We start from the raw sequence: 21,918 nt of genomic DNA on the forward strand, positions 1-21,918 counted from the left end.
TAGTTCACTGAGCGTGATTTAGTGGGCACTTTGTCATTTCATACCTTCCTCACACCAAAGTAAAGGTTAATTAGTCGACAATTATACAAGTAAACGCTAGTGTATACTTGTTAGGTTTAAAGGTAAACGGTGTCGTGTACTTTTATTTTTTAGCATAAACGGCGAGGTTTACTTTTTATTGTTCCTATTATTGGTTAAACTTATGTTAATTGATAAGTAAGAGAGAGATAAATGACACAATTGTCAGCAAAGCAACAAGCAATATTGAGTGCCGCAATTGAGCAGTTTGCATTGATGGGACTGCAAGCGACGACGATGGAAGCAATATGTCAAAAAGCTGAAGTATCAAAACGCACTCTTTACAAGCACTATCCAAATAAGGAGGCTTTGTTTGATGCTGTGGTAATTTCACTTATTGAAAGAATACAGCCTCTGTCAGCGATTCAATTTATTCCAAACTACGATTTTGAAGTGCAACTTAAGCACTTAGCAAATAGCGCGGTCAGTTTACTGTCTGATCCAGATTATATAAGGTTGTCTCGAATCGTGATGATTGAATCGATGCGTAGTGAAGAACAAGCAATGCGTTTAAATGAGAAGTTTAGTCATTGTGAACGCTCTATGGTGGTTTGGTTTGAAGAGGCTGCGTTAGCTGGCTGTTTAGGTGATTGTGAGTCGCATTTTGCAGCTGCATTTTTTTGGGGGGGACTAAAACGACTGACTTTTTGGGAGATGGCAATCCGTTGGCAACCTCCCATCGATGAGCAGCAATTGTCTGATTTTATTACTCAGGCTTGTAAGCTCTTTTGTAATGGGGTTACTCCACGCCAATAAACCCACCCGTTTGATGCGCCCAAAGCTTGGCATAGACTCCTTGCTTATTGAGCAATTCTTGATGTGTGCCTTGTTCAACGATTTGCCCTTGATCTATTACAATGAGTCGGTCCATTTTCGCGATAGTGGATAATCTGTGGGCTATCGCGATAACGGTTTTATTTTGCATCAAGTTGTTCAAGCTTTCTTGGATTGCAATTTCGGATTCGGAATCCAATGCAGAAGTTGCCTCATCAAGGATTAAAATTGGCGCATTTTTTAATAAAACTCTTGCTATGGCGATTCGTTGGCGTTGCCCACCAGATAATTTTACACCGCGCTCACCAACCATGGCATCTAAGCCTGTATTCCCGTAACTATCTTCCAGCTCAGCGATAAAATCGAGAGCTTGTGCTTGTACAATGGCATCTTGTAGCGCTTGCTCATTTGCGTCTGGCCTGCCATATAAAACGTTGTCTCTTACACTGCGATGAAGTAGGGCTGTATCTTGCGTCACCATGGCAATGTGTTGCCTAAGGCTTTCTTGAGAAACTTGGCTGATATCCTGTCCATCAATGGTGATGCGACCATCTTCTAAGTCGTAAAATCGCAACAGTAAGTTGACAAGGGTAGACTTGCCAGCGCCAGAGCGGCCCACAAGGCCAATTTTTTCACCGTGTTTAATATCTAAACTCAGATTCTGGAATATTGAAGTTGATGCATTTGGGTCATGTTTTTTGTACGCGAAGTTTATTTTGTCAAAGTGTATTGCACCCGATGTCACTTGCAATGTTTTTGCTGTCTTGGGGTCTTTGACTGAAACAGGCTTAGATAGCGTATTCATGCCGTCAGCAACAGTACCAATATTTTCAAACAAACTACTTATTTCCCACATTATCCATTGCGACATCCCGTTCAAACGCAGTGAAAGGCTGACTGCGACGGCAATAGCACCCGTGGTGATTGCGGAGTCGGCCCATAAATACAGTGCGAGGCCAGCGACTAAAAAGACCAGAGTATAGTTGATAGCTTGGATGCTTACATTAAGGCTAGTTACCAAACGCATTTGCTTATAGACCGGGCTCATGAATAAGTTCATACTGCTTTTAGCATAGTCTTCTTCGCGTTTGGTGTATGAAAACAGTTTGACCGTCGAAATATTCGTATAGCTATCTACAATCCGGCCTGTCATTTCGGATCGAGCATCGGCTTGCTCTGATGCAACAGATTTCAATCGAGGCACAAAGTAAATCTGAAGAGCAATATAGAAAACTAACCAAAGAAGCAGGGGAGCAAGTAACCTTGGATCGCTACTACCAATCAAAATTAAAGTGGCTCCAAAGTAGACCCCAATATAAACAAGGACATCAAGTAGCTTCATGACGGCTTCTCGAATTGCCAAAGACGTTTGCATCACTTTTGTCGCAATACGACCAGCAAATTCGTCTTGGTAAAACTCCATGCTTTGTTTGAGCAGATAGCGGTGAGAGAGCCATCGTATTGCCATTGGATAGTTACCTAGTAAACTTTGATGTAGGAGTGCACTATGCAGAAATACCAAAATAGGAATACCAATAACAGTAATGGCAGCCATAGCCATAAGCTCACCGGACTTTTCCGCAAATAGCTGTTCAGGTGTCATTGCTTGCATCCAGTCAACCAAAGTACCCATAAAGCTAAATAGTGTAACTTCGAGTATTGCCAATAACGCAGCACAGGCAGACATACAAACTAGCGGGATTTCCATACCTTTCGTATAAAATCGGCAAAAAGCATATAGAGAGTTTGGCGGCTGCTCAGCGTCTTGAGCTGGGAAAGGCTGGGTAATTTTTTCAAATAATTTATACATACCATTTTGGTTAAAAAAGATCCGTTTATACAAACATATCGATTTTTTTAACTTTTAGCAGCTTAAAATTAAGTAAAGTTTTTTCTTAAAGGTAATTTTGCTGTTAAGGAGGGGAGTCGGAAGGTGAGCCAGAGTAGCTCACCTATCAACTTGCAATCAATTAGTCTTGGTCTTCTACATCATGTCCATATGTTTTACGCATGATCAAAACATATGCATTGTTGAATGCTTGTTCTTGATATTTTCTTAATCCAGTGTCTTCATAGTCCACTGGTACAGGATTGCGTTTTAACTGCTCTTTCACTTCGGTTGCATTTAATATGTGTACTTCTGCATTGTCGATAAGCTGAAACGCGGCTTCCATTTTGAAGCCTGCCGCGCTTCCCGCGAATTTACCTTTGTGTGCACGCTGGCGAATTGCAATTGTATCTATTTGATAATCTTCAACAAGTTTTGACAAGTCAAAGTGAAACTTACGCATTACTTCTTGATCTTGGCCAATATTTGGTAATGTAAAGCGTGTTTGTCGAATGTCACGAATATCGAAAACGTCGCTCTCTTTTGCTAAAAGACAAAGCATCGCTTCGCTGCCAGTGATTTCTACGCCAAGTGTTCTCATTGTGTTTCCCAATTTATAGCTATTGGCTGCGATCATAGCATAGCTTTTTCATTAAATCGTAATTTCTATTGCGATAGCTGCATGATCAGAATAACGAATGTCCTCATCATCCCTTTTTGGGTCTAAATGACTGGCGTAATTGTAGTAAGTCAGAGAGGTGACTTTACCGTTTGGGTGTGAAGGTGAGAATTCTTTCGATGCCAATATGTAATCAAGTACATTGCCTTCACCTTGGAAATAATGGGTAGGGGGCTTTTGCTCAAACTCGAACCGATTATCAGCTATCGAGAAGCTTTCAAATAACCCAACACTGTCGAATTTTGAAGGTTCACTGCTAATCGGAAATTGCTCTGTCATAAACGACAGTGCAGGGCTTGAAATATGTGCATTAAAGTCCCCCATTACGAGCGTCGCTGACGATTTTTCTCGCTGGGTTTTTAGGGCATCATAATACACAATTGATGCTTCTAAAGAGCGTGATATTTGAGACTGCATTGCCCCCACTGTTTGATTGAGCAGTGTTAGGAAAGGATCCTCTTGATCTGGTTCACCGAGAATATGGGCCATGGAGTGAACGCGTTGAGATTTAAAATGCACAGCGTATATGGTTAAGGGGCCAAACCCTTCAATTTCGAATGTGCATTTTATAGGTGTTCGGTTGAATTTGAATTGTGCCAAGTTGTTGAGGTACTCAAGCAGCTCGTGACTGGGTTCGAGTGGCTTGCACCGTTTAAAAGGAATTTTTGAAGCAATGGCTACAACAGGGTTAAATAAGACATTGGCATAGACAGGGTCTTGGGTTGGGGTATCGACAGTGGCGAAATATTTGAGACCAAGTTCATCACAGAGTGAAGCGAGAATGTCGGGATTAAAAACTTCTTGAAATACGATTACTGAAGGGTCGATGTGCTGGATCAACCCCGTTATAAATTGCGTTTTTGTAACCCATTGAGTGTCCCGATAGGTTTCTTCCGGTTGATAAAATGCATAAGGGGGTGCTGCGAAATTTAATAAGTTAAAGGACGCAAATTTTAGAGATTTCTGTCGCACCATGTAATTCCCTCATTTTTTAATCATTATCGACTACTTTATATTAGTCTTTTCCTTGCAACTCGTCACGCATCAGGTCACAATACCGCTAGGACTGTAAGACCCCAGTCAAATTTAGCATACCACTGAATAACCAATGCTTATTCGTAAAAGCGTTGATGGGCACACATTACACTAAGATAAATTAAATACATGTGACGCGGCGTAGGTGTCACCACTGTAAATAGGATTAAAAATGCCAGTAATTACTCTTCCTGACGGCAGTCAGCGTATTTTCGAAAACCCAGTTTCCACTCTAGATGTAGCCAAAGATATCGGTCCAGGCCTTGCCAAAGCAACGATCGCCGGTCGTGTAAATGGCGAGCGTGTTGATGCATGTGACATCATTGAACAAGATGCAAGCCTTGAAATCATCACGGCTAAAGATGAAGACGGATTAGAGATTATCCGCCACTCTTGCGCGCACTTAATTGGCCACGCAGTTAAGCAACTTTTCCCTGAAGCAAAAATGGCGATAGGTCCAACCATCGACAATGGCTTCTACTATGACATCGATATGGAGCATTCATTGACCCAAGAAGACCTTGAGGCCATTGAAAAGCGCATGTTGCAATTGGCCAAGACCAATTATGATGTGGTTAAAAAGAAAGTGAGCTGGCAAGAAGCGAGGGATACGTTTGAAGCACGCGGTGAAACGTACAAGATGGAAATCCTAGACGAAAATGTCGCTAAAGATGATCGCCCAGGCTTGTATCACCACGAAGAATACATTGATATGTGTCGTGGACCTCATGTACCTAACATGAAGTTCTGCCAACACTTTAAGATTATGAAAGTTGCTGGCGCATACTGGCGCGGTAATGCAGATAACAAAATGCTTCAGCGTATCTACGGTACAGCTTGGGCAGATAAAAAGCAGTTAAAAGCTTACTTGAAGCGACTTGAAGAAGCCGAAAAACGTGACCACCGTAAAATTGGTAAAGCACTAGATTTGTGGCACTGGCAAGAAGAAGCGCCTGGCATGGTATTTTGGCATAACGATGGTTGGAGCATCTATCGTGAGCTAGAAGACTTTGTTCGAGAAAAACTTCGAGAGTACGATTACGAAGAAGTTAAAGGCCCGCTCATGATGGACAGAGGTTTGTGGGAAAAGTCTGGTCACTGGGATAAATACTCAGATGCGATGTTCACGACAGAGTCAGAAAAACGTGAATACGCGATCAAGCCTATGAACTGCCCAGGTCACGTGCAAATATTTAACCAAGGTCTTAAGTCTTATCGTGATTTACCATTACGTATGGCCGAATTCGGTTGTTGTCACCGTAACGAGCCTTCAGGTGCCTTGCACGGCTTAATGCGTGTTCGTGGATTTACACAAGATGACGCACACGTATTTTGTACTGAAGAGCAAATTATGGATGAAGTGTCATCGTGTATTAAAATGGTGTATGACACATATGAAACGTTCGGCTTTGAAAAAATTGTAGTTAAGTTATCGACGCGTCCAGAAAAACGTATCGGTGAAGACGAAATGTGGGATAAAGCGGAAGCAGCACTTGCTGAAGCACTACAGACTAATGACATAGAGTTCGATTATTTACCTGGTGAAGGTGCATTCTATGGACCTAAGATCGAATTCACTTTATACGATTGTCTTGAACGAGCTTGGCAATGTGGCACAGTGCAGCTAGACTTTGCTCTACCGGGTCGTTTAGGGGCTACTTATGTTGCTGAAAACAACGAACGTAAGACACCTGTGATGATCCACCGTGCGATTTTAGGATCGATTGAGCGTTTCATTGGCATTCTGACTGAAGAGTATGCTGGATTCTTCCCAACTTGGTTGGCACCTAAACAAGTTGTAATCATGAATATTACAGACAAACAAGCAGATTATGTCCAAGAAGTTGTACAAAAACTGAATAAACTTGGAATAAGAGCTTGTGCTGACTTGAGAAATGAGAAGATTGGCTTTAAAATCCGCGAGCATACTTTAAAACGTATACCTTATTTGCTTGTTGTTGGTGATAAAGAAGTTGAACAACAAGAGCTAGCAGTAAGAACTCGCAAAGGTGAAGACCTTGGCAAATTCTCTGTAGATGACTTTGTCGCTAAAATTAGCGAAGAAATCAAAAACAGAGTTTAATTTAGAACCCGTGCGACAAAACATTATTTCAAGGGTGTCGCACGTTTAATTTTGGATTTTTTGGAGGAACGTACCATTAGAGGCGGCAAAAAAGGGCAAACTACTGCTCAAAAGAATCGTATCAATGATGAAATCACAGCGAAAGAAGTTCGCTTAATCGATGCTGAAGGTGAGCAAGCGGGCATCGTCTCGTTAAGAGATGCAATCGCGCAAGCAGAAACTGCAGGTTTAGACCTTGTTGAAATCAGTCCAAACGCTGAACCACCAGTGTGTAAAGTAATGGACTATGGTAAGTTCCTTTTTGAAAAAGCAAAATTACAAAAAGAACAAAAGAAAAAGCAAAAACAGATCCAAGTTAAAGAAATTAAATTCCGTCCTGGAACTGACGAAGGTGACTATCAAGTTAAACTTCGTAACTTGCGTAAGTTTTTAGAAGCTGGCGACAAGGCTAAAATCACTATCCGCTTCCGTGGTCGTGAAATGGCTCACCAAGAAATCGCAATTGACATGCTTAATCGCTTAAAAGCCGATTTGGAAGAGATCGCTCAAGTAGAGTCGTTCCCGAATCGTGTTGAAGGTCGCCAAATGGTTATGATGATGGCACCTGTTGCAAAAAAAGCTTAAGTCAGGCATAATTCGCGCCGATTTTTGAAAGAATTTAGTACAGGTATTAAAAAGTACGTTGACTTTATGTCATTGTCACCTGTGCTGACCGGCTTTAAGTAAACTTTTTGATTTCATTTAGTTTCGCCGGAACTAGGGTGTAAGCTGGGCCATAAAAGTGATGTTTTCATCCGCCTACTTGCATATATTAAACGCAATATCATTTGGAGTTATTGCAATGGCTTATAAGCTAAAAACACACAGAGGTGCTGCAAAGCGCTTCAAAAAGACTGCTTCAGGCGGTTACAAGCGTAAACAGTCGCATCTTCGTCACATTCTGACTAAGAAGTCTTCAAAGCGTAAATTACACCTACGTGCTAAGTCTATGGTTCATAAGAATGACCTAGGCCTTATCGATCGTATGTTACCATTCGCTTAATAGAGGATATCAGAAATGGCAAGAGTTAAACGCGGTGTTATCGCACGTGCACGTCACAAAAAAGTATTAAAGCAAGCTAAAGGTTACTACGGAGCACGTTCACGTGTTTACCGCGTAGCGTTCCAAGCTGTAACTAAAGCTGGTCAATATGCATACCGTGACCGTCGCGCTAAAAAACGTACTTTCCGTCAACTATGGATTGCTCGTATCAACGCTGCAGCACGTCAAAACGGCCTATCTTACAGCCGCTTCATTAACGGCCTTAAAAAGTCGTCAATCGAAATCGATCGTAAGATCCTAGCTGATATCGCAGTATATGACCAAGTAGCTTTCACTGCACTAGTAGAGAAAGCAAAAGAAGGTCTTGCAGCTTAATTTTTAATTAAGTTTAAGCGATTTAAAAAGGAGCCTAAGGCTCCTTTTTTAGTTTTTATTGTATGCCTTTACTGAGCAAGTAGGTCTATGCATCAATGCTCATCTGTTTTTTAGTAGCAGTTTATCTAATATTGCGGTGCTCAATACGCGTTTGAGGTAACCCATAAAGTAAGTGGGAAATGTTACGTAATACCTTGCTTTTGCTTTGGGTGCGTTGATAGCGTGAATGAGCTTGTCATAAACCGCATCAGGCCCTAGTGTGAACTTCTGTGGGGCTGTTCGTGCTTTGAGCCTGCTTAATTGAGATTGGTATTCTGATTTATGATAGCTATCGTTAATTTCGATATGGGCCTCAAAAGCAATCCGGGCATTTTTTCTAAACTCAGAGAGAATAGGACCAGGTTCGATTAAGCTGATTTGGATATTTGTTTCAGCTAACTCCATTCTTAAGGTGTCGGTGAGTCCTTCTAGCGCAAATTTACTTGCGTTATAAGCGCCTCGATAGGGCAGTGCAACTAGGCCTAACACAGAAGAGTTTTGAATGATTCTTCCTTGACCACATTGTCTCATATGCTTAACTGCCAAGTTGGTCAGTGTGTGCCAACCGAAAAAGTTGACTTCGAACTGCTTTCTAAGCACGTCAGTAGGCAGATCCTCTACAGCCCCGGGTTGACCATATGCACCGTTGTTGAATAAAACATCGAGCTTATTGTCACACAAAGCCAAAGCTTGGTTAAAACCTTTCTGTATAGATTGCTCGTTTGATAAATCAAGCAAAACGCATGGGATCTCGAGAGCTTCGAACTGTTGTAAGTGCTCAGGATTACGGACTGAAGCGATAACTTTGTACCCCTCGCTATGCAGTGTTTTAGCACAATATAACCCTATTCCTGTTGAACAGCCTGTAATTAATATGCTTTTACTCATTGGTTTAGTTAAATTTTCCTTAGTTTGGCAGCGCATTAGTGCGTTTAACTGTGAATTTTTGTTGAATCACCGCACATTGTAAGCCGTTAAATAAAATATTGATATAATCAACTTTATACAAAAAAGACACAAAGAATGTTTATGAGTTTAGGTATTGTTCTGCTTTCTGCAACGCTTAATTTGAATAGTCATTTACCCCCATTACAGCCTTGGCAAGGCGCAAGTTTAAGCCTATTACAGCAGGATGGGCTGTTGACGACAGACTTTGAACTGAGCTCTGGAGAATCGTCACCCAATTATGAGCAAACCAATGCATTCATGAAACGCTTAGTTGCGGCCAATCCAACCCAATTTCAATCTATCAAAATAGGTGAAAGTGATCAGGGCCGAGATATTAATATGTTATTAGCGGTTGAAGACAGTCAGTTTTCTCCTGCGATGATGAAAAATAACAACAAGCCTACCTTACTTATTCAAGCAGGTATTCATGCCGGTGAGATAGATGGCAAAGATGCGATGTTTATGTTGCTTAGAGATATCGCGACGGGAAAACGGCGCGATATATTAAGTAAAGTGAATATTCTCTTTATACCAATATTAAATGTCGATGGACATGAAAGACGCAGTCAATTCAATCGTATTAATCAACGTGGTCCATTGGCAATGGGCTTTAGGACAAACGCGCAGAATTTGAACCTAAACCGAGACTACACCAAGTTAGACACGCCTGGGGTGAGATCAGTGTTGAAAGTGATCAATGACTTTTCACCGTCTCTATATGTGGATGTTCATGTAACTGACGGTGCAGATTACCAGTACGATATCACTTATGGGTTTAACCCGAGTTTTGCCAGCGACGCACCAGCCATTGCAAAAGTACTTGAAGAACAATTTTCCCCGGTTATCAATGATAAGCTGACCAAGCAGGGCCATATTCCGGGTTCGTTAGTGTTTGTCATGAATAAGCGCAATTTAGAACAAGGTTTGGCGGGGTGGGTGGCGTCACCTAGGTTTTCAAATGGTTGGGGTGACATTAAAGGGCTTCCAACTATTCTAGTAGAAAACCATTCGTTAAAACCTTATAAACAGCGTGTGTTAGGTACATATGTATTTATAGATGGTGTGATTGATGCGTTATCAAAACAGCATAAAGCGCTGGAGAAAGCTATTGAAACAGAGCGGCATTTCTATCCAACTGAATTAGTGGTAGAGAGAGGCTATAGCCCAAAACCGGATTATATTAGCTTTAAAGGCATCAAGTATAAGCAGTTTGATAGTGCGCTTTCTGGTCACCAAGAGGTTAAATATTTAGGCGAAGCGATTGAATACGACAAGCTACCCATATATTGGCAAAAAGAAATAAAAATGAAGGTACAGGTGCCTCATGCGTTTTATATTCCTCCTCAATATGGTGCGATTGTCGAGAAACTGTCACTGCATGGTATCGAAGTAACAAAATTGTTGGAGCCGCAGGATTTAAAAACATTAACGCAATTAAAAGTGACAAGTCACGAATTTGCGAAAAAGCCTTTTGAAGGGCGTTTTCGTGTAAGCGCAGAGTTTGAAGAGTTACAGCTTAAAGAGTCGCCAGTAACCAAAGGTTGGTACAAAGTGTCTACTCAGCAACCATACTCTGAACTTATAACGCATTTATTGCATCCAGCTGCGCCGGATTCATTTTTTGCGTGGGGAGACTTTCTGAGTATTTTTCAGCGCACAGAATATGTTGAAAATTATGCACTTGAGCCATATGCTAGAAAAATGTTAAAAGAGAGTCCTAAGCTTGCGTTAGCATTTGACAAACGAATTAGCGAAGACAGCGAATTTGCAAAAAGCGATGAGCAAAGGCTTGAATGGTTGTATGAAAAAACTCCATACTATGATCAAGCATATTTGAAATACCCGATTTTAATGTCGTATCAGAGAAATTAGAATGAAGGTTTTAACAATACCAGTAACCCCTTTTATGCAAAACTGTCGGGTTATCGCTTGCGATATAACGGGTAAAGCTGCCATAGTGGATCCTGGTGGTGATGCAGACAAGATTTTATCGGTTATCGAAAGTAATAAGTTAACAATTGAATTTATACTTCTTACGCACGGGCATTTGGATCATGTTGGTGCTAGTACTGAGTTGGCTGAGGCGTTCGACGTAGAAATTATCGGCCCTCATTTAGAAGATAAGTTCTGGTTAGACGGTTTACCTATGCAAGCCCAAATGTTTGGGTTTGCGCCGCAACCTGTATTCTATCCTAATAGATGGCTAGAAGAAGGGGATGTGGTCGAGCTAGGTGAGCTTAGATTGACAGTGAAACACTGTCCAGGACATACGCCTGGACATGTTGTGTTTCATGAGCCTAAAAGTGCGTCAGTGCTTGTTGGAGATGTATTGTTCAAAGGCTCTGTGGGGCGTACTGATTTTCCAAAGGGAGACGCTGCACAACTTAAGCACGCTATAGAAACCAAGCTTTTTACACTTGACGAAAACACAAGGGTAATGAGTGGTCACGGAGAAGATACCAGTATCGGGTATGAGAAACGCCACAATCCATTTATGAGTGGTCGTTTTGGATAGTAACTGCGTGAATAGCGTAAAGTTTAACACTAAAATATAAAGATAAATATGTCATTAAATCAAGTTGATCGTCAGATATTAGCGCTGTTACAGCAGGATGCCAGCCTGTCTACAGCAGAAATTGCAGACAAAGTCGGATTGTCACAATCCCCCTGTTGGAGACGAATAGCTAAGTTAGAGCAAGATGGGTTTATCAAAGGGAAGGTTGCACTGTTAGATGAAAAGCAACTTGGTTTTGATATGCTGGTTTATGCCCACGTGAAGCTGTCTAATCACGGTCGTAATAATCTCGCCGAATTTGAAAAACTGATAATGAGTTATGATGAGGTTACTGAGTGTTATACGATGGCCGGTACCATGGATTTCATGTTGCGCATTATTTCTAAAGGGATTGAGGGGTATGAGTTATTCGTCCGGGACAATCTTCTGAATCTAGAGTACGTTCAAGAGGTCCACTCTAACGTGACTATGACATGTGTAAAGCGCTCAACCGCTTTGCCAATCATTTAGTGTCATACAGACATCTCAATTTAAAACTATAATGTATCATGTTTGTTAAAAGCGCTGGATTTTGATAGGATCCAGCGCTTTTCTGTCGTAGTAAAAAACACTGGGGATATAAATGTTTAATCTTATAGGCAAAGCACCTAGCTCTGCTAAGAACGACGTGCTATCAGGTTTAACCGTTGCGTTGGCACTGGTTCCTGAAGCGGTCGCATTCGCGTTTGTTGCACAAGTGGACCCGCTCGTAGGTCTTTATGCAGCGTTCATCGTAGGACTTATCACATCAATTTTCGGTGGTCGTCCGGGTATGATTTCAGGTGCGACAGGTGCACTTGCAGTAGTGATGGTAAGCCTTGTAGTTGAGCATGGGGTGGAATATCTCTTTGCCACAGTCTTGTTGATGGGTATTTTACAGATCCTCGCAGGTGTCTTTAAACTGGGCAAGTTCATTAGGATGGTACCTCATCCAGTCATGCTTGGATTTGTTAATGGTCTTGCTATCGTTATTTTCCTAGCGCAGCTTGGCCAATTTAAAGTCATGGATGAATCCGGCACGCTTCAGTGGATGCAGGGCACTGAGCTGTACATTATGGCTGGCCTTGTGGCTTTAACAATGGGAATTATTCATTTTCTACCCAAATTAACGACGGCCATTCCATCTAGCTTGGCTGCTATTTTAGTTGTAACTGGTATTGTGATTGGACTCGATTTAGATGCTCGAAATGTACTCGATTACCTAAAAGACATGAGTGGCAATGCAGATGCGACGATTGCAGGCGGTTTCCCAGCTTTCCATATTCCTGAAGTACCTTGGAATTTAGAAACCTTTAAAATTATTTTCCCTTATGCACTAATTTTGGCTGCAATTGGTCTGATTGAATCACTGCTCACGTTGACACTTATTGACGAAATTACAGAAACACGAGGCAATAGTAACCGTGAGTGTGTTGGTCAAGGTGCTGCAAACGTCACGTGTGGTGTATTTGGTGCAATGGGCGGATGTGCGATGATCGGGCAATCGATGATCAACATTAATTCAGGTGGCCGCAGTCGTTTATCAGGCATCACTGCGGCGTTACTACTACTTGGCTTCATTTTGTTTGCGGCCAGCTTAATTGAAATGATCCCGTTGGCGGCACTCGTTGGTGTGATGTTTATGGTTGTGTTGGGTACATTCGAGTGGTCTAGCTTCCGTTTAATGAAGCGCATTCCAAAAAGTGATGCATTCGTCATTGTATTAGTATCTGGTGTAACGGTGATTACTGATTTAGCGATTGCAGTATGCGTCGGTGTGATCGTGTCAGCACTTGTGTTTGCTTGGGAGCACGCTAAGCATATTTATACTAACAATTATATCGATGAAGAAGGTTCAAAAGTATACGAGCTTCACGGCCCGCTGTTCTTTGGATCAGTGAAAAATTTTGCCGAACTCTTTGATGTCGCTAATGATCCTGATGATGTTATTGTGGAGTTTAAGTATAGCCGTGTGGCAGATCACAGTGCAATTGAAGCGATTGATGCACTCGCAGAAAAATACACTAAAGCGGGTAAAAAGCTACATTTACGTCACTTGAGTGAAGATTGTAAGCAGTTATTGGACAAAGCATGTGATCTTGTAGAGATCAATGTAATTGAAGATCCAAAATATAAAGTGGCATCGGATAAACTCGCATAAATAAACTGTCGGTTGCTAAGAGGCGACAATAATTTGTGAACTCTTAATCCTTAAAGCCCAGCATATTTGCTGGGCTTTTTTATATAAGAATATATCTATTCGGTGAACAATCGATTTCTGTCAATACCATGTTCCTGAACAAGGATATTGCTAACTTGTATACATTTGACGCCATTATCAAAAAGTGCGCCATTGAAATGTCTTGTTTCCTTATGAAATGGATCAATGGCTTCTTTGGTGATTTCGATATTGGGCTGTGTGAGTAAGGGGATAACATTATTCCAATCTCACCATTCACTGCATACTCCAAAGAGGGTCACCATTTTAGCTTGAGATTATAATCGATGCCCAAATCAAGAAATCTGGCCATAACCTCATTGTCGATGTTGGTTGTGAGGTGAAATAGGCTCTCTTGCTCGTCAGCCAATGTTAGGATTATGCTATGTTCAAAGTGGATATTGAGATATTTAATCTTTCTGCCCAAACCATTAGTTTTGAGGTCGCTTTGTATATGACCAGCGATTTTGTAACTTATCCTACCTTTAGGCTTAAAGTTATGGCCGGCATCAAGTCGCAATAAGCGTTTGAAGCTATCCAATTGTTCAGCCTTATAAGCAGCGATCAAAGGAGTATGTCCTCTTAATTCGTTGCGTTGATGTTAGCTTTGTTGTTTCTACTAGGTGCTTTATATCTTAAAGGTCGCCACTGATAATTGCCTTAATTATAGGTTCGTGTTGCTTATAGCTAGCATAGCCCGACCGGTATTGTTTCCTATTTCAATAAATGCGTACGTTATGATCAGCACAACAAACAAAGTTAACCCTGTTACACTAGTGCCTAATCAACGAGTAGCCCAATATCGTGTTCTCCTCCAAATTATTAGCCCTATAATTGGATAAAACTAAGTTGCTGAAGCAACTAACCAAGTTGAAAGTTGTTCTTCAGAGCATGGTGCGTCGAATAAGAATATAGATAAATAGCAGGTGATGGGGCCAATCTAAAATAGCGAATCCGGAGGCAAGAGATCACAGGTGTGTCCATATAGGTGGCTTCGTCTTTACATCAGTTTCCATGCTTTAATTTTATTTATCAAAATAGATGAACTGCTCATAAAATACAGGCCCATTTGTTAATCCTAATTGCTAAGCGTGTATGTATCCGTTACGCGTATTGTTAGAATGAAGTGGAAATAGCACTTGAGCAGTTAAGTCATTTATTGAAATTGGCAGCATTATCACGTTACAACGGCTCTTAGTTTGTTTTACGTTTACGCGTTTTTTATCCTGTACGCTAAGTCTATCAATACAAGGTCAGTTGCATTCTTATCTGAGCATATTTTACGTGCGTTAAAGCGAGCAATATCAGTTGATACCACTGCCGCTTTTCGAGTCGAATTTTTGATGTAAAGAGGGGATGCATCGAAATCCGTTGCGATGCGCAATACTTCTCAGCGCTTTTGAGTCACTATAATATAAGTTTTGGGATGGCAATCTTCAGTTCAAGGGCGATTAGACTGGCATTAGGTGTGGCGGTAAATGGACTTTCCCATAAATGATCTTTTAGAGAACAATGGTGCCTGTTTCACGCTTTTGCCAAGTACCTTCAAAAAGGCATTCCAAATCTTGTTTGTTGGTCCAGTTAGAGCCAAACATTATAAAATTCGCGCCATAGTCCGGTGAGTAAAAATGGCCGTATTTGGTGTATGCACTAGCATACCGTTACGGATTAGTATTGGTTTTTTTTCTAAACAAGTGCTACTTTCTCGGTAATTACACAGAAACAAAATTAATATCTTTGGCTCATTTTTATCATATTTTATAGCAAACTAATGTGTGCTTGATTAAGGTGGTTTGCAGACAGACAAGAAACAGAGAATTTTCATGAGAAACCCCCTAATTTTCCTCGCATTAAGCGCATCGATTTTTAGCGTTTTTGCTACTGCTCAAGAGCATCAGGTCAGTTTTAAAACACTTGTTAAGACGACCAAAAGCTGGGATGGTTCTGAGCTTCCTGCTTATCCAACAGGTACACCTGAAATTACAATTTTAGACATTAATATCCCAGCAGGTACCACATTACCATTGCATATACACCCCGTAATCAATGCTGGTGTCGTATTAAAAGGGCAATTGAAAGTGACTAAGCCCAATGGTGATGTATTAATGCTTAATGCGGGAGATCCTATTGTAGAGCTTGTAGATAAAGTCCACACCGGTAAAGCATTGGGGGAAGAAGATGTTCGGATCATCGTATTTTATGCAGGCCAAAAAGATAAAGCCATAACAATTAAAAAAGAGTAATCGAATGGTTGGTTTGCAATTTAAGTTTGCCAACCAACGCATTAAGTATTACATGGCTAGATGACGGGTATGATCGAGTAAAAAATCAAAAAGGGCTTTGACCTTGGCATTGTCTTTTAAATCCTTATGGTAGGTATACCAGAGTGAACCGACAAAGTCGGTTTTAAAAAGGTCACGGTTATTTAGTTTTACAAGGTGATTATGTTTACTGGCTTCTAATTCAGATACTGGCCCAATACCCATACCGCATAATACTGCGGATTGTATATCTAAGAATTGATTGCTTGAATATACGATGCTGTCGTTACAAAGCTTTTTTATGACTTCTTTAATGAAAGGAATATGGTGCTTCGTTTTGTCCGGCATGAGCCAATGATGTTCATTCATGGATGACTCATCCTCGGGTAAACCAAACTCATCCACATAGCTTTGAGTAGCATAGTAAGCCATTGTGATTGAAGCAACATGGCGCGCAATAATGTCGGGGTCCTGGGGTTTTGGCCCTGCACGAAGCGCAACGTGCACAGCGCCACTTTGTGGCGGTATCACTTCGTCAGTCGCAAGCAACTCTATTCTAACCTTTGGGTGTTGCCGTCTAAAGGCATGCATTGCAGGTGCTAAAAGCGCAGAGTACGAAGTGACAGTTGTGATCCTCACTTTACCACTGAAATCTTGCTGAATACTTTGTAACTTGTCCTCTAATTTACCAAATTGTGAATCGATATCAGGAAGTGCTTCTTGCATGATGAGACCGGCGTCAGTAAGCCGGTATCCTCTTTGATGACGTATGAATAATTTTACATTGAGCGCATCCTCTAGGCGGTTTATATGTCGCAATACAGTCGTGTGATTACACTGTAATATTGTTGCTGCTTTAGCCAAAGAGCCTGCCTTTGCAACGGTATGCGCAACTCGATAATCATCCCAATTTAATTTTTGCATTGAAGATAAGTTATTCCAATTCGTCTTAATGATAAGTATATACATTTTTGCACAATAGTTTTGTTATTTATGCACTACTTAAGGTTGAAATAAATCGTTACTCTAGAGACAGGTATCTGATGAGGTAGGAAGCAAAGGTGCTCAAAAATACAGAAAAAGGGTATGGCTTAATTGCCATATTTACACATTGGCTAATGGCATTAGCGATATTTTTCATGTTTGGTCTGGGTCTTTATATGGTGGAGCTCACTTATTATGATCCTTGGTATAAGGGGGCACTCGACTTGCATAAATCCATCGGCATCGTGTTGCTGGTGTTATTGCTGTTTAGGTTGATTTGGCGACAGCTAAATGTAAAGCCAGCAGAATTGCCTGGTCCAAAACTGGAACAAGCGGCTGCCAAAATAGGGCATATTGCACTTTATGCCTTAATGTTTGTCATCATGATAAGTGGTTATCTGATTTCAACGGCAGATGGCAGGCCTATTATGGTATTCGAGATTTTTGAAGTACCGGCATTGCCATGGTCATTTGAAAATCAAGAGGACATTGTGGGCGACATCCACTTTTGGTTGGCTTGGGTGCTAATGGGCTTCGTTGCAGGCCATATCGGTGCGGCGATTAAGCACCAATATATAAATAAAGATGGCGGCCTTAGCCGCATGTTAAAAGTAAACAAATAAAACTAATTACGGTATCTTGAGAGGAATATATGAAAAAACGTATGTTATCAGCTATTGTCGCGACGGGTTTCGCGATGTCAGGCGCATTGCATGCAGCTGAGTATCAGGTTGATAAAGCGGGGGCACATGCTTTTATCAACTTTAAAATTAAGCATTTAGGCTACAGTTGGCTAACTGGTCGTTTTAATGACTTTGATGGAAAGTTTACGTATGACAAAGCAAACCCAAACGCATCAAAGATCAATGTTGTTATTAATACTGCAAGCATAGACTCCAATCATGCAGAGCGAGACAAACATTTACGCGGGAAAGATTTTCTAAATGTAAAAAAGTTTCCTAAAGCGATTTTTGAAAGTACGAAGTATGAACAAGTGACTGATAGTAGAGGTAAGCTAACAGGAATATTGGAATTACACGGGGTTAAACGTACGATTAGTTTTCCGGTTGAAAAAATTGGTGAAGGTAAGGATCCTTGGGGTGGATATCGCGCAGGGTTTTCAGGAGAAACATCCATTAAATTGAAAGATTTTGGTATAGATTACAATCTTGGTCCAGCTTCTACACATGTAACTCTAGAGTTGCATATCGAAGGCATCAAACTCTAACTAAGATGGGCCTTGTAGATGTATACAAGGCCTCACTATTACTTTAAGGCAGCTAAGCCTTGCCAGTCCTCTAAATCTTGCTCGGGCTTTTCTGCTCTAAAGTCAGCGTATTGCTTTATGCCGACGGGATCTTCCAGTATCTCAACTTGAATGCCTTTTTCGGCTAATAGTGTTTCATTGCCCTGGGCATTCGTCACATCTCCAACAACCACACGGTCGAACCCTCTCATATATAAAAGTGTTGCACACACATCGCAAGGGCTTAAACTTGTAAAAAGTGTTGTTTTAGAAAAATCGAGCCTACCTGCATCTCTGATTGCACTGGTTTCTCCATGGTTATAAGGGTGAGATTCTTGTACCAGCGTGTTGTGGCCTTTACCTACTATTTGTTTTGTCTCGTTGTTAACAATAACAGCGCCAATTGGGCACCCACCTTCGTTGTAGCTCTTAGCGGCGAGTAGCACCGCAATACGCATAAAGTCTTTATCTTGAAGCTTTTGAGCAAAATCATTTGATATTACTGTTGGTAAGCTGGTGGTTGGCATATGCGCTATGACATTGAGTGTTGTGTCATTGATTTCTGTGCTGTGGTTGAAAAGGGGTTTAATCATGCTTTTATCCAAATAATCGCAACTGTTATTACATATAAAAGAACAATGAGGAGCAATTGTGAAGGGGGCGCATTGTAATTATTTTTATTTATCAATTTTGCTTATTTAAAATTGTGGGTACGAGCTAATTATTGCAACATTAAGCGTCTTAACCCAAAGGCAATGTCGGATGTCCGAGCTTGAATTATTAGCCGTAATAGGAGTGCACAATGATTCTCTTTTCAACGACTACCGAGTCGCTATGAAACTGCTTTGATGTGCTCTGGGTGGGAGTGTTAGTGACGATTTTCGCGTAGAAGAGACGTTAAAAAAGAATTCGAGTATGGGATTAACCGTATTTTTACTACCCAATGTCCAGACAAATAAGTCATGCAGGCACTTTTTCAAAATGAACGGTATTTAGCAATTAAAGCGCAGTATTTTACCTCTTCTATTTAGGCCGTAACAATCTTTAGACGCAACTTAATTTCAGGGGGGGTATATGAACGATCTCTGTATAAACAAGTTGCAAGATGGTACCAAAAAGGAAAAAAATGCCCTTCATAATAGCCTTGTTTAGTTGTATCTTAGCCGTCGCTATTTATGTAATTCAATAAGTTAAAAGGAAAAACGATGAAAAGATTGGTGTTGTGTATGGATGGTACTTGGAATAAGCCTGCACAATATGATCGCGGCAAAAGAAAGCCAACGAATGTTGTAAAACTCGCAAGAGGAATTGAGCCCGTATGTCACGATGGTATTCACCAAGTTGTGTATTATAGCGAAGGCGTCGGCACACATTGGGGAATGGACAAAATTTTAGGCGGTGGGTTTGGCGTTGGCTTGTCCGAGAATGTACTTAAAGCGTATCAATTTTTAGTATTGAACTACCAACCTGGCGACGAAATTTATGGATTTGGTTTCAGTCGAGGTGCCTACACAATTCGCAGTGCGATAGGACTGATCAATAAGGTAGGGCTGTTACCCAAGGACCACGCTTTTTACATGCCAGAGGCTTATAGGCTCTATCGAAATGATGCATCTGAAGAAAAGGTCACAGCATTTAAGAAAGAACACAAATGCCTAGATGTTCCGATTAAGTTTGTGGGGGTTTGGGATACTGTCGGCGCGTTAGGCGTTCCTTTTAAATTTGAATTGATAAATCGCCGGTATCGATTTCATGATGTGAGCCTGACAGACAACATCGAACATGCATATCATGCTCTGGCAATTGATGAGAAGCGAGGTCCATTCAAGCCTGCCATTTGGACTTTGCCAAACGGGTCTACTCAAACCTTGGAGCAAAAGTGGTTCGCAGGCAGTCATAGTAATGTCGGTGGCGGCTATTCCAAAGATGGTTTGGCAAATATTTCATTGCATTGGTTAAAGGATTGCGCAAAGCGCCACGGCCTGATATTTAACGAAAAATTCTTGTCATATTATCGTCCACATCATCTTGATGAATATCGAGACTCAATGAACTGGCTCTATCGGTTTTCAGAAAAAGTGCGTCAATTAGGTGTGGCTAATAGGACAAATGAATCGCTTCATGAAAGTGTATATCAACGAATTTCAGAAAGTAGTGCGTACCAACCAGCCAATGCATTCGATTTTATAGAGAGGCAAGCACACAGTTGAAGTTGAACATCACTTTGCTGTCAAACTTATTCTGTTTGTCGGCAAAGTGTTTATAATATAGTTTTTATTGTATTAAACATATCTATTTTTATTAATATATTAATGTTGGTTTTAGGTTTTAATTCGCTTTCTAAATTTAATGGAAGGTGTTTTATTCTGTTTTTTATTTTTTATTAAATAAGTCATATGGTGACGTTGACATTTTAATTGTAGGGATGTAGCTTTAAATGGCCCCTTAAATGTAGGGCTCAAGGAATGAAAGTCAAAAAATCAAGTTTTTAACTAAGGAAAAGAGAATGAAACTACAACTAAATAAAAAAGCCATGAAGGCACTGTCTAATGATAATAGTACACTACCAGCAAACATGACTCCACAGGTTGGTGGTGGCCAAGTTAACCCCGCATTTTTTAGAACAGACCCTTGGGGTAGCTGCTGGTCAGGACAAAATCACTCGTGTCGCCAACACACCTGTGAAATTGAATAAGCTTCGTTATGTTTAATAGAGGGCGTCGCCCTCTACTTATAAAAATATGCCATGTTTTTAATTTATTTTACACTTTTTTTCTTTTCTTGATTTTACCATTTTCATGATTGATTTATCTCTGTTTTCTTTTTTAATATAGCGACTTGGAAGTGGGTTTATTATATAGATGTAATCACCTTTATCCCATTCTATTTCTTCATTATAAAATGCTGGGCTAATGACGGTTATATTTAAAGTTGGGTCAAGGCGTTTTAGTGCATCTACGGTACCAAGATTGTAATTACTATGAAATGCGCCATTAAAGTGAATAACCTGACTGTTTGTGTTATTTATATACGCATTATAAATTGATTCTGCCATGGTGTTGTCGCGCGCCAACTGCGCATAAAAACTATTGCTTTGACTCACTTTTTGATTGTTTGAATTGCTCGCGCCATGATGGGACATTGCCTGAGCAAACTTGTGTTGGTATTCAATTGAACTTGTCTTAACATCTGCCGCTACCCAGCTTTGTTTCTCTTCATCCAGCTCACTAACAAAGTTAGGGCCTTTTCGAGCGATACACCTAACAATGCTTAAAGGTGTATTAGCGCCAATGACTTGTAAATCATGGTTTCTTGCGAACTCAACAAGAGGGCGGTAGTCACTGCGATAATTATCCCAAGCATCACCTTCATTGATTAATGTTTGTTCTCCAATCTCACCTTTTAAATATTGGTTCAATATCTGTTGCTTGTCACGGCTAAACTGCTCCATTGAGAGTATTAAGCGCGGATTCTTAAGATACATCGCTTGTAATAGTTCGGCTTGTAGCTTATGTGAAGCACTGTGTGAGTGATACTCCCCAATAAAAACCACATCACTCTTGGCAAGATCATCACGAAGTTGATCAATAGAGATAGGCGATTTATTCTGTGACGCATGTAAGCGATAATCGTATAAGGTCGCAAGTTCAAGTTTTGGCGGAGTGTCTTGGCTGATCATGTTACACCCTTGAGTAAACACTGATAATGTGAGCAGGGTTAGGGGCGTTTTGAGTTTGTTGATCTTCATGGGTGTCCAAAGCCATATTTAATTTAATATAGTAATGATAACTATTA

21 protein-coding genes are annotated in these 21,918 nt (G+C 40.7%); 14 read left to right on the forward strand and 7 right to left on the reverse strand.

The window, feature by feature from the left end:
• Positions 1-231 precede the first annotated feature (231 nt).
• The gene (locus L1286_RS14235) at positions 232-834 is read left to right on the forward strand and encodes a TetR/AcrR family transcriptional regulator (RefSeq protein WP_235407734.1); all 603 of its coding nucleotides are present in this window, start codon (positions 232-234) and stop codon (positions 832-834) included.
• Here L1286_RS14235 and L1286_RS14240 read toward each other — a convergent pair.
• From L1286_RS14240 to L1286_RS14250, 3 genes are all read right to left on the reverse strand, one after another.
• Positions 818-2,662 (reverse strand): ABC transporter ATP-binding protein, encoded by a 1,845-nt coding sequence (locus L1286_RS14240; protein WP_235407735.1) that lies wholly within the window; start codon positions 2,660-2,662, stop codon positions 818-820. The two genes, L1286_RS14235 and L1286_RS14240, sit on opposite strands and share 17 nt — an antisense overlap.
• A gap of 160 nt (positions 2,663-2,822) precedes the next feature.
• Positions 2,823-3,281 carry a DUF3010 family protein gene (locus L1286_RS14245; protein WP_235407736.1) on the reverse strand — a complete coding sequence of 153 codons (459 nt, stop codon included), beginning with the start codon at positions 3,279-3,281 and terminating at the stop codon, positions 2,823-2,825.
• Positions 3,282-3,332: 51 nt separating this feature from the next.
• Positions 3,333-4,334: an endonuclease/exonuclease/phosphatase family protein gene (locus L1286_RS14250; protein WP_235407737.1), complete on the reverse strand. Its 1,002-nt coding sequence runs from the start codon at positions 4,332-4,334 to the stop codon at positions 3,333-3,335.
• Positions 4,335-4,566: 232 nt separating this feature from the next.
• On the opposite strand from L1286_RS14250, the gene thrS reads away from it, so the two are divergent.
• From thrS to rplT, 4 genes are all read left to right on the forward strand, one after another.
• On the forward strand, positions 4,567-6,477 hold the full coding sequence (thrS, locus tag L1286_RS14255; RefSeq protein ID WP_063355954.1) for a threonine--tRNA ligase: 1,911 nt from the start codon (positions 4,567-4,569) through the stop codon (positions 6,475-6,477).
• Between the two features lie 60 nt (positions 6,478-6,537).
• Positions 6,538-7,101, forward strand: a complete 564-nt coding sequence (infC, locus tag L1286_RS14260; RefSeq protein WP_235407738.1) for a translation initiation factor IF-3 — start codon at positions 6,538-6,540, stop codon at positions 7,099-7,101.
• A gap of 217 nt (positions 7,102-7,318) precedes the next feature.
• On the forward strand, positions 7,319-7,519 hold the full coding sequence (rpmI, locus tag L1286_RS14265) for a 50S ribosomal protein L35 (RefSeq protein WP_023398350.1): 201 nt from the start codon (positions 7,319-7,321) through the stop codon (positions 7,517-7,519).
• A 15-nt stretch (positions 7,520-7,534) separates the two neighbouring features.
• Positions 7,535-7,894 carry a 50S ribosomal protein L20 gene (gene rplT, locus L1286_RS14270; RefSeq protein ID WP_023398349.1) on the forward strand — a complete coding sequence of 120 codons (360 nt, stop codon included), beginning with the start codon at positions 7,535-7,537 and terminating at the stop codon, positions 7,892-7,894.
• Positions 7,895-7,993: 99 nt separating this feature from the next.
• Here rplT and L1286_RS14275 read toward each other — a convergent pair whose 3' ends face one another.
• Positions 7,994-8,821, reverse strand: a complete 828-nt coding sequence (locus L1286_RS14275; RefSeq protein WP_235407739.1) for an SDR family NAD(P)-dependent oxidoreductase — start codon at positions 8,819-8,821, stop codon at positions 7,994-7,996.
• Positions 8,822-8,962: 141 nt separating this feature from the next.
• Here L1286_RS14275 and L1286_RS14280 point away from each other — a divergent pair, with 141 nt between their 5' ends.
• The 5 genes from L1286_RS14280 to L1286_RS14300 all read left to right on the forward strand — a co-directional run bounded on the left by L1286_RS14280 (position 8,963) and on the right by L1286_RS14300 (position 15,875).
• Entirely contained in the window at positions 8,963-10,753 is a 1,791-nt protein-coding gene (locus L1286_RS14280; protein WP_442961733.1) for a M14 family metallopeptidase, read from the forward strand.
• Between the two features lies 1 nt (position 10,754).
• A complete protein-coding gene (locus L1286_RS14285) occupies positions 10,755-11,396 on the forward strand; it encodes an MBL fold metallo-hydrolase (RefSeq protein WP_235407741.1) in 642 nt (213 codons plus the stop codon).
• Between the two features lie 48 nt (positions 11,397-11,444).
• On the forward strand, positions 11,445-11,906 hold the full coding sequence (locus L1286_RS14290; RefSeq protein WP_063355950.1) for an Lrp/AsnC family transcriptional regulator: 462 nt from the start codon (positions 11,445-11,447) through the stop codon (positions 11,904-11,906).
• A 112-nt stretch (positions 11,907-12,018) separates the two neighbouring features.
• Positions 12,019-13,575 (forward strand): SulP family inorganic anion transporter, encoded by a 1,557-nt coding sequence (locus L1286_RS14295; RefSeq protein WP_235407742.1) that lies wholly within the window; start codon positions 12,019-12,021, stop codon positions 13,573-13,575.
• Positions 13,576-15,455: 1,880 nt separating this feature from the next.
• Positions 15,456-15,875: a cupin domain-containing protein gene (locus L1286_RS14300; protein ID WP_235407743.1), complete on the forward strand. Its 420-nt coding sequence runs from the start codon at positions 15,456-15,458 to the stop codon at positions 15,873-15,875.
• Between the two features lie 48 nt (positions 15,876-15,923).
• On the opposite strand, the gene L1286_RS14305 is transcribed toward L1286_RS14300, so the two are convergent.
• Complete coding sequence (locus L1286_RS14305; RefSeq protein WP_235407744.1) at positions 15,924-16,817, reverse strand: LysR family transcriptional regulator; 894 nt, start codon at positions 16,815-16,817, stop codon at positions 15,924-15,926.
• Between the two features lie 137 nt (positions 16,818-16,954).
• Between L1286_RS14305 and L1286_RS14310 the strand changes: the two genes are divergently transcribed.
• On the forward strand, positions 16,955-17,500 hold the full coding sequence (locus tag L1286_RS14310) for a cytochrome b (protein ID WP_235407745.1): 546 nt from the start codon (positions 16,955-16,957) through the stop codon (positions 17,498-17,500).
• 29 nt (positions 17,501-17,529) lie between these two features.
• Positions 17,530-18,105: a YceI family protein gene (locus L1286_RS14315; protein ID WP_235407746.1), complete on the forward strand. Its 576-nt coding sequence runs from the start codon at positions 17,530-17,532 to the stop codon at positions 18,103-18,105.
• Positions 18,106-18,143: 38 nt separating this feature from the next.
• Here the strand turns inward: L1286_RS14315 and L1286_RS14320 are convergent, their stop codons facing one another.
• The gene (locus tag L1286_RS14320; RefSeq protein WP_235407747.1) at positions 18,144-18,716 is read right to left on the reverse strand and encodes a nucleoside deaminase; all 573 of its coding nucleotides are present in this window, start codon (positions 18,714-18,716) and stop codon (positions 18,144-18,146) included.
• 612 nt (positions 18,717-19,328) lie between these two features.
• On the opposite strand from L1286_RS14320, the gene L1286_RS14325 reads away from it, so the two are divergent.
• On the forward strand, positions 19,329-20,333 hold the full coding sequence (locus L1286_RS14325; RefSeq protein ID WP_235407748.1) for a DUF2235 domain-containing protein: 1,005 nt from the start codon (positions 19,329-19,331) through the stop codon (positions 20,331-20,333).
• 296 nt (positions 20,334-20,629) lie between these two features.
• Complete coding sequence (locus L1286_RS14330; RefSeq protein WP_235407749.1) at positions 20,630-20,818, forward strand: hypothetical protein; 189 nt, start codon at positions 20,630-20,632, stop codon at positions 20,816-20,818.
• Positions 20,819-20,875: 57 nt separating this feature from the next.
• Here the strand turns inward: L1286_RS14330 and L1286_RS14335 are convergent, their stop codons facing one another.
• Positions 20,876-21,871, reverse strand: a complete 996-nt coding sequence (locus L1286_RS14335) for a ChaN family lipoprotein (protein WP_235407750.1) — start codon at positions 21,869-21,871, stop codon at positions 20,876-20,878.
• Positions 21,872-21,918: the final 47 nt, after the last annotated feature.

Source organism: Pseudoalteromonas sp. SMS1 (genome assembly GCF_021530565.1).
In the GTDB taxonomy this organism is placed as follows: domain Bacteria; phylum Pseudomonadota; class Gammaproteobacteria; order Enterobacterales; family Alteromonadaceae; genus Pseudoalteromonas.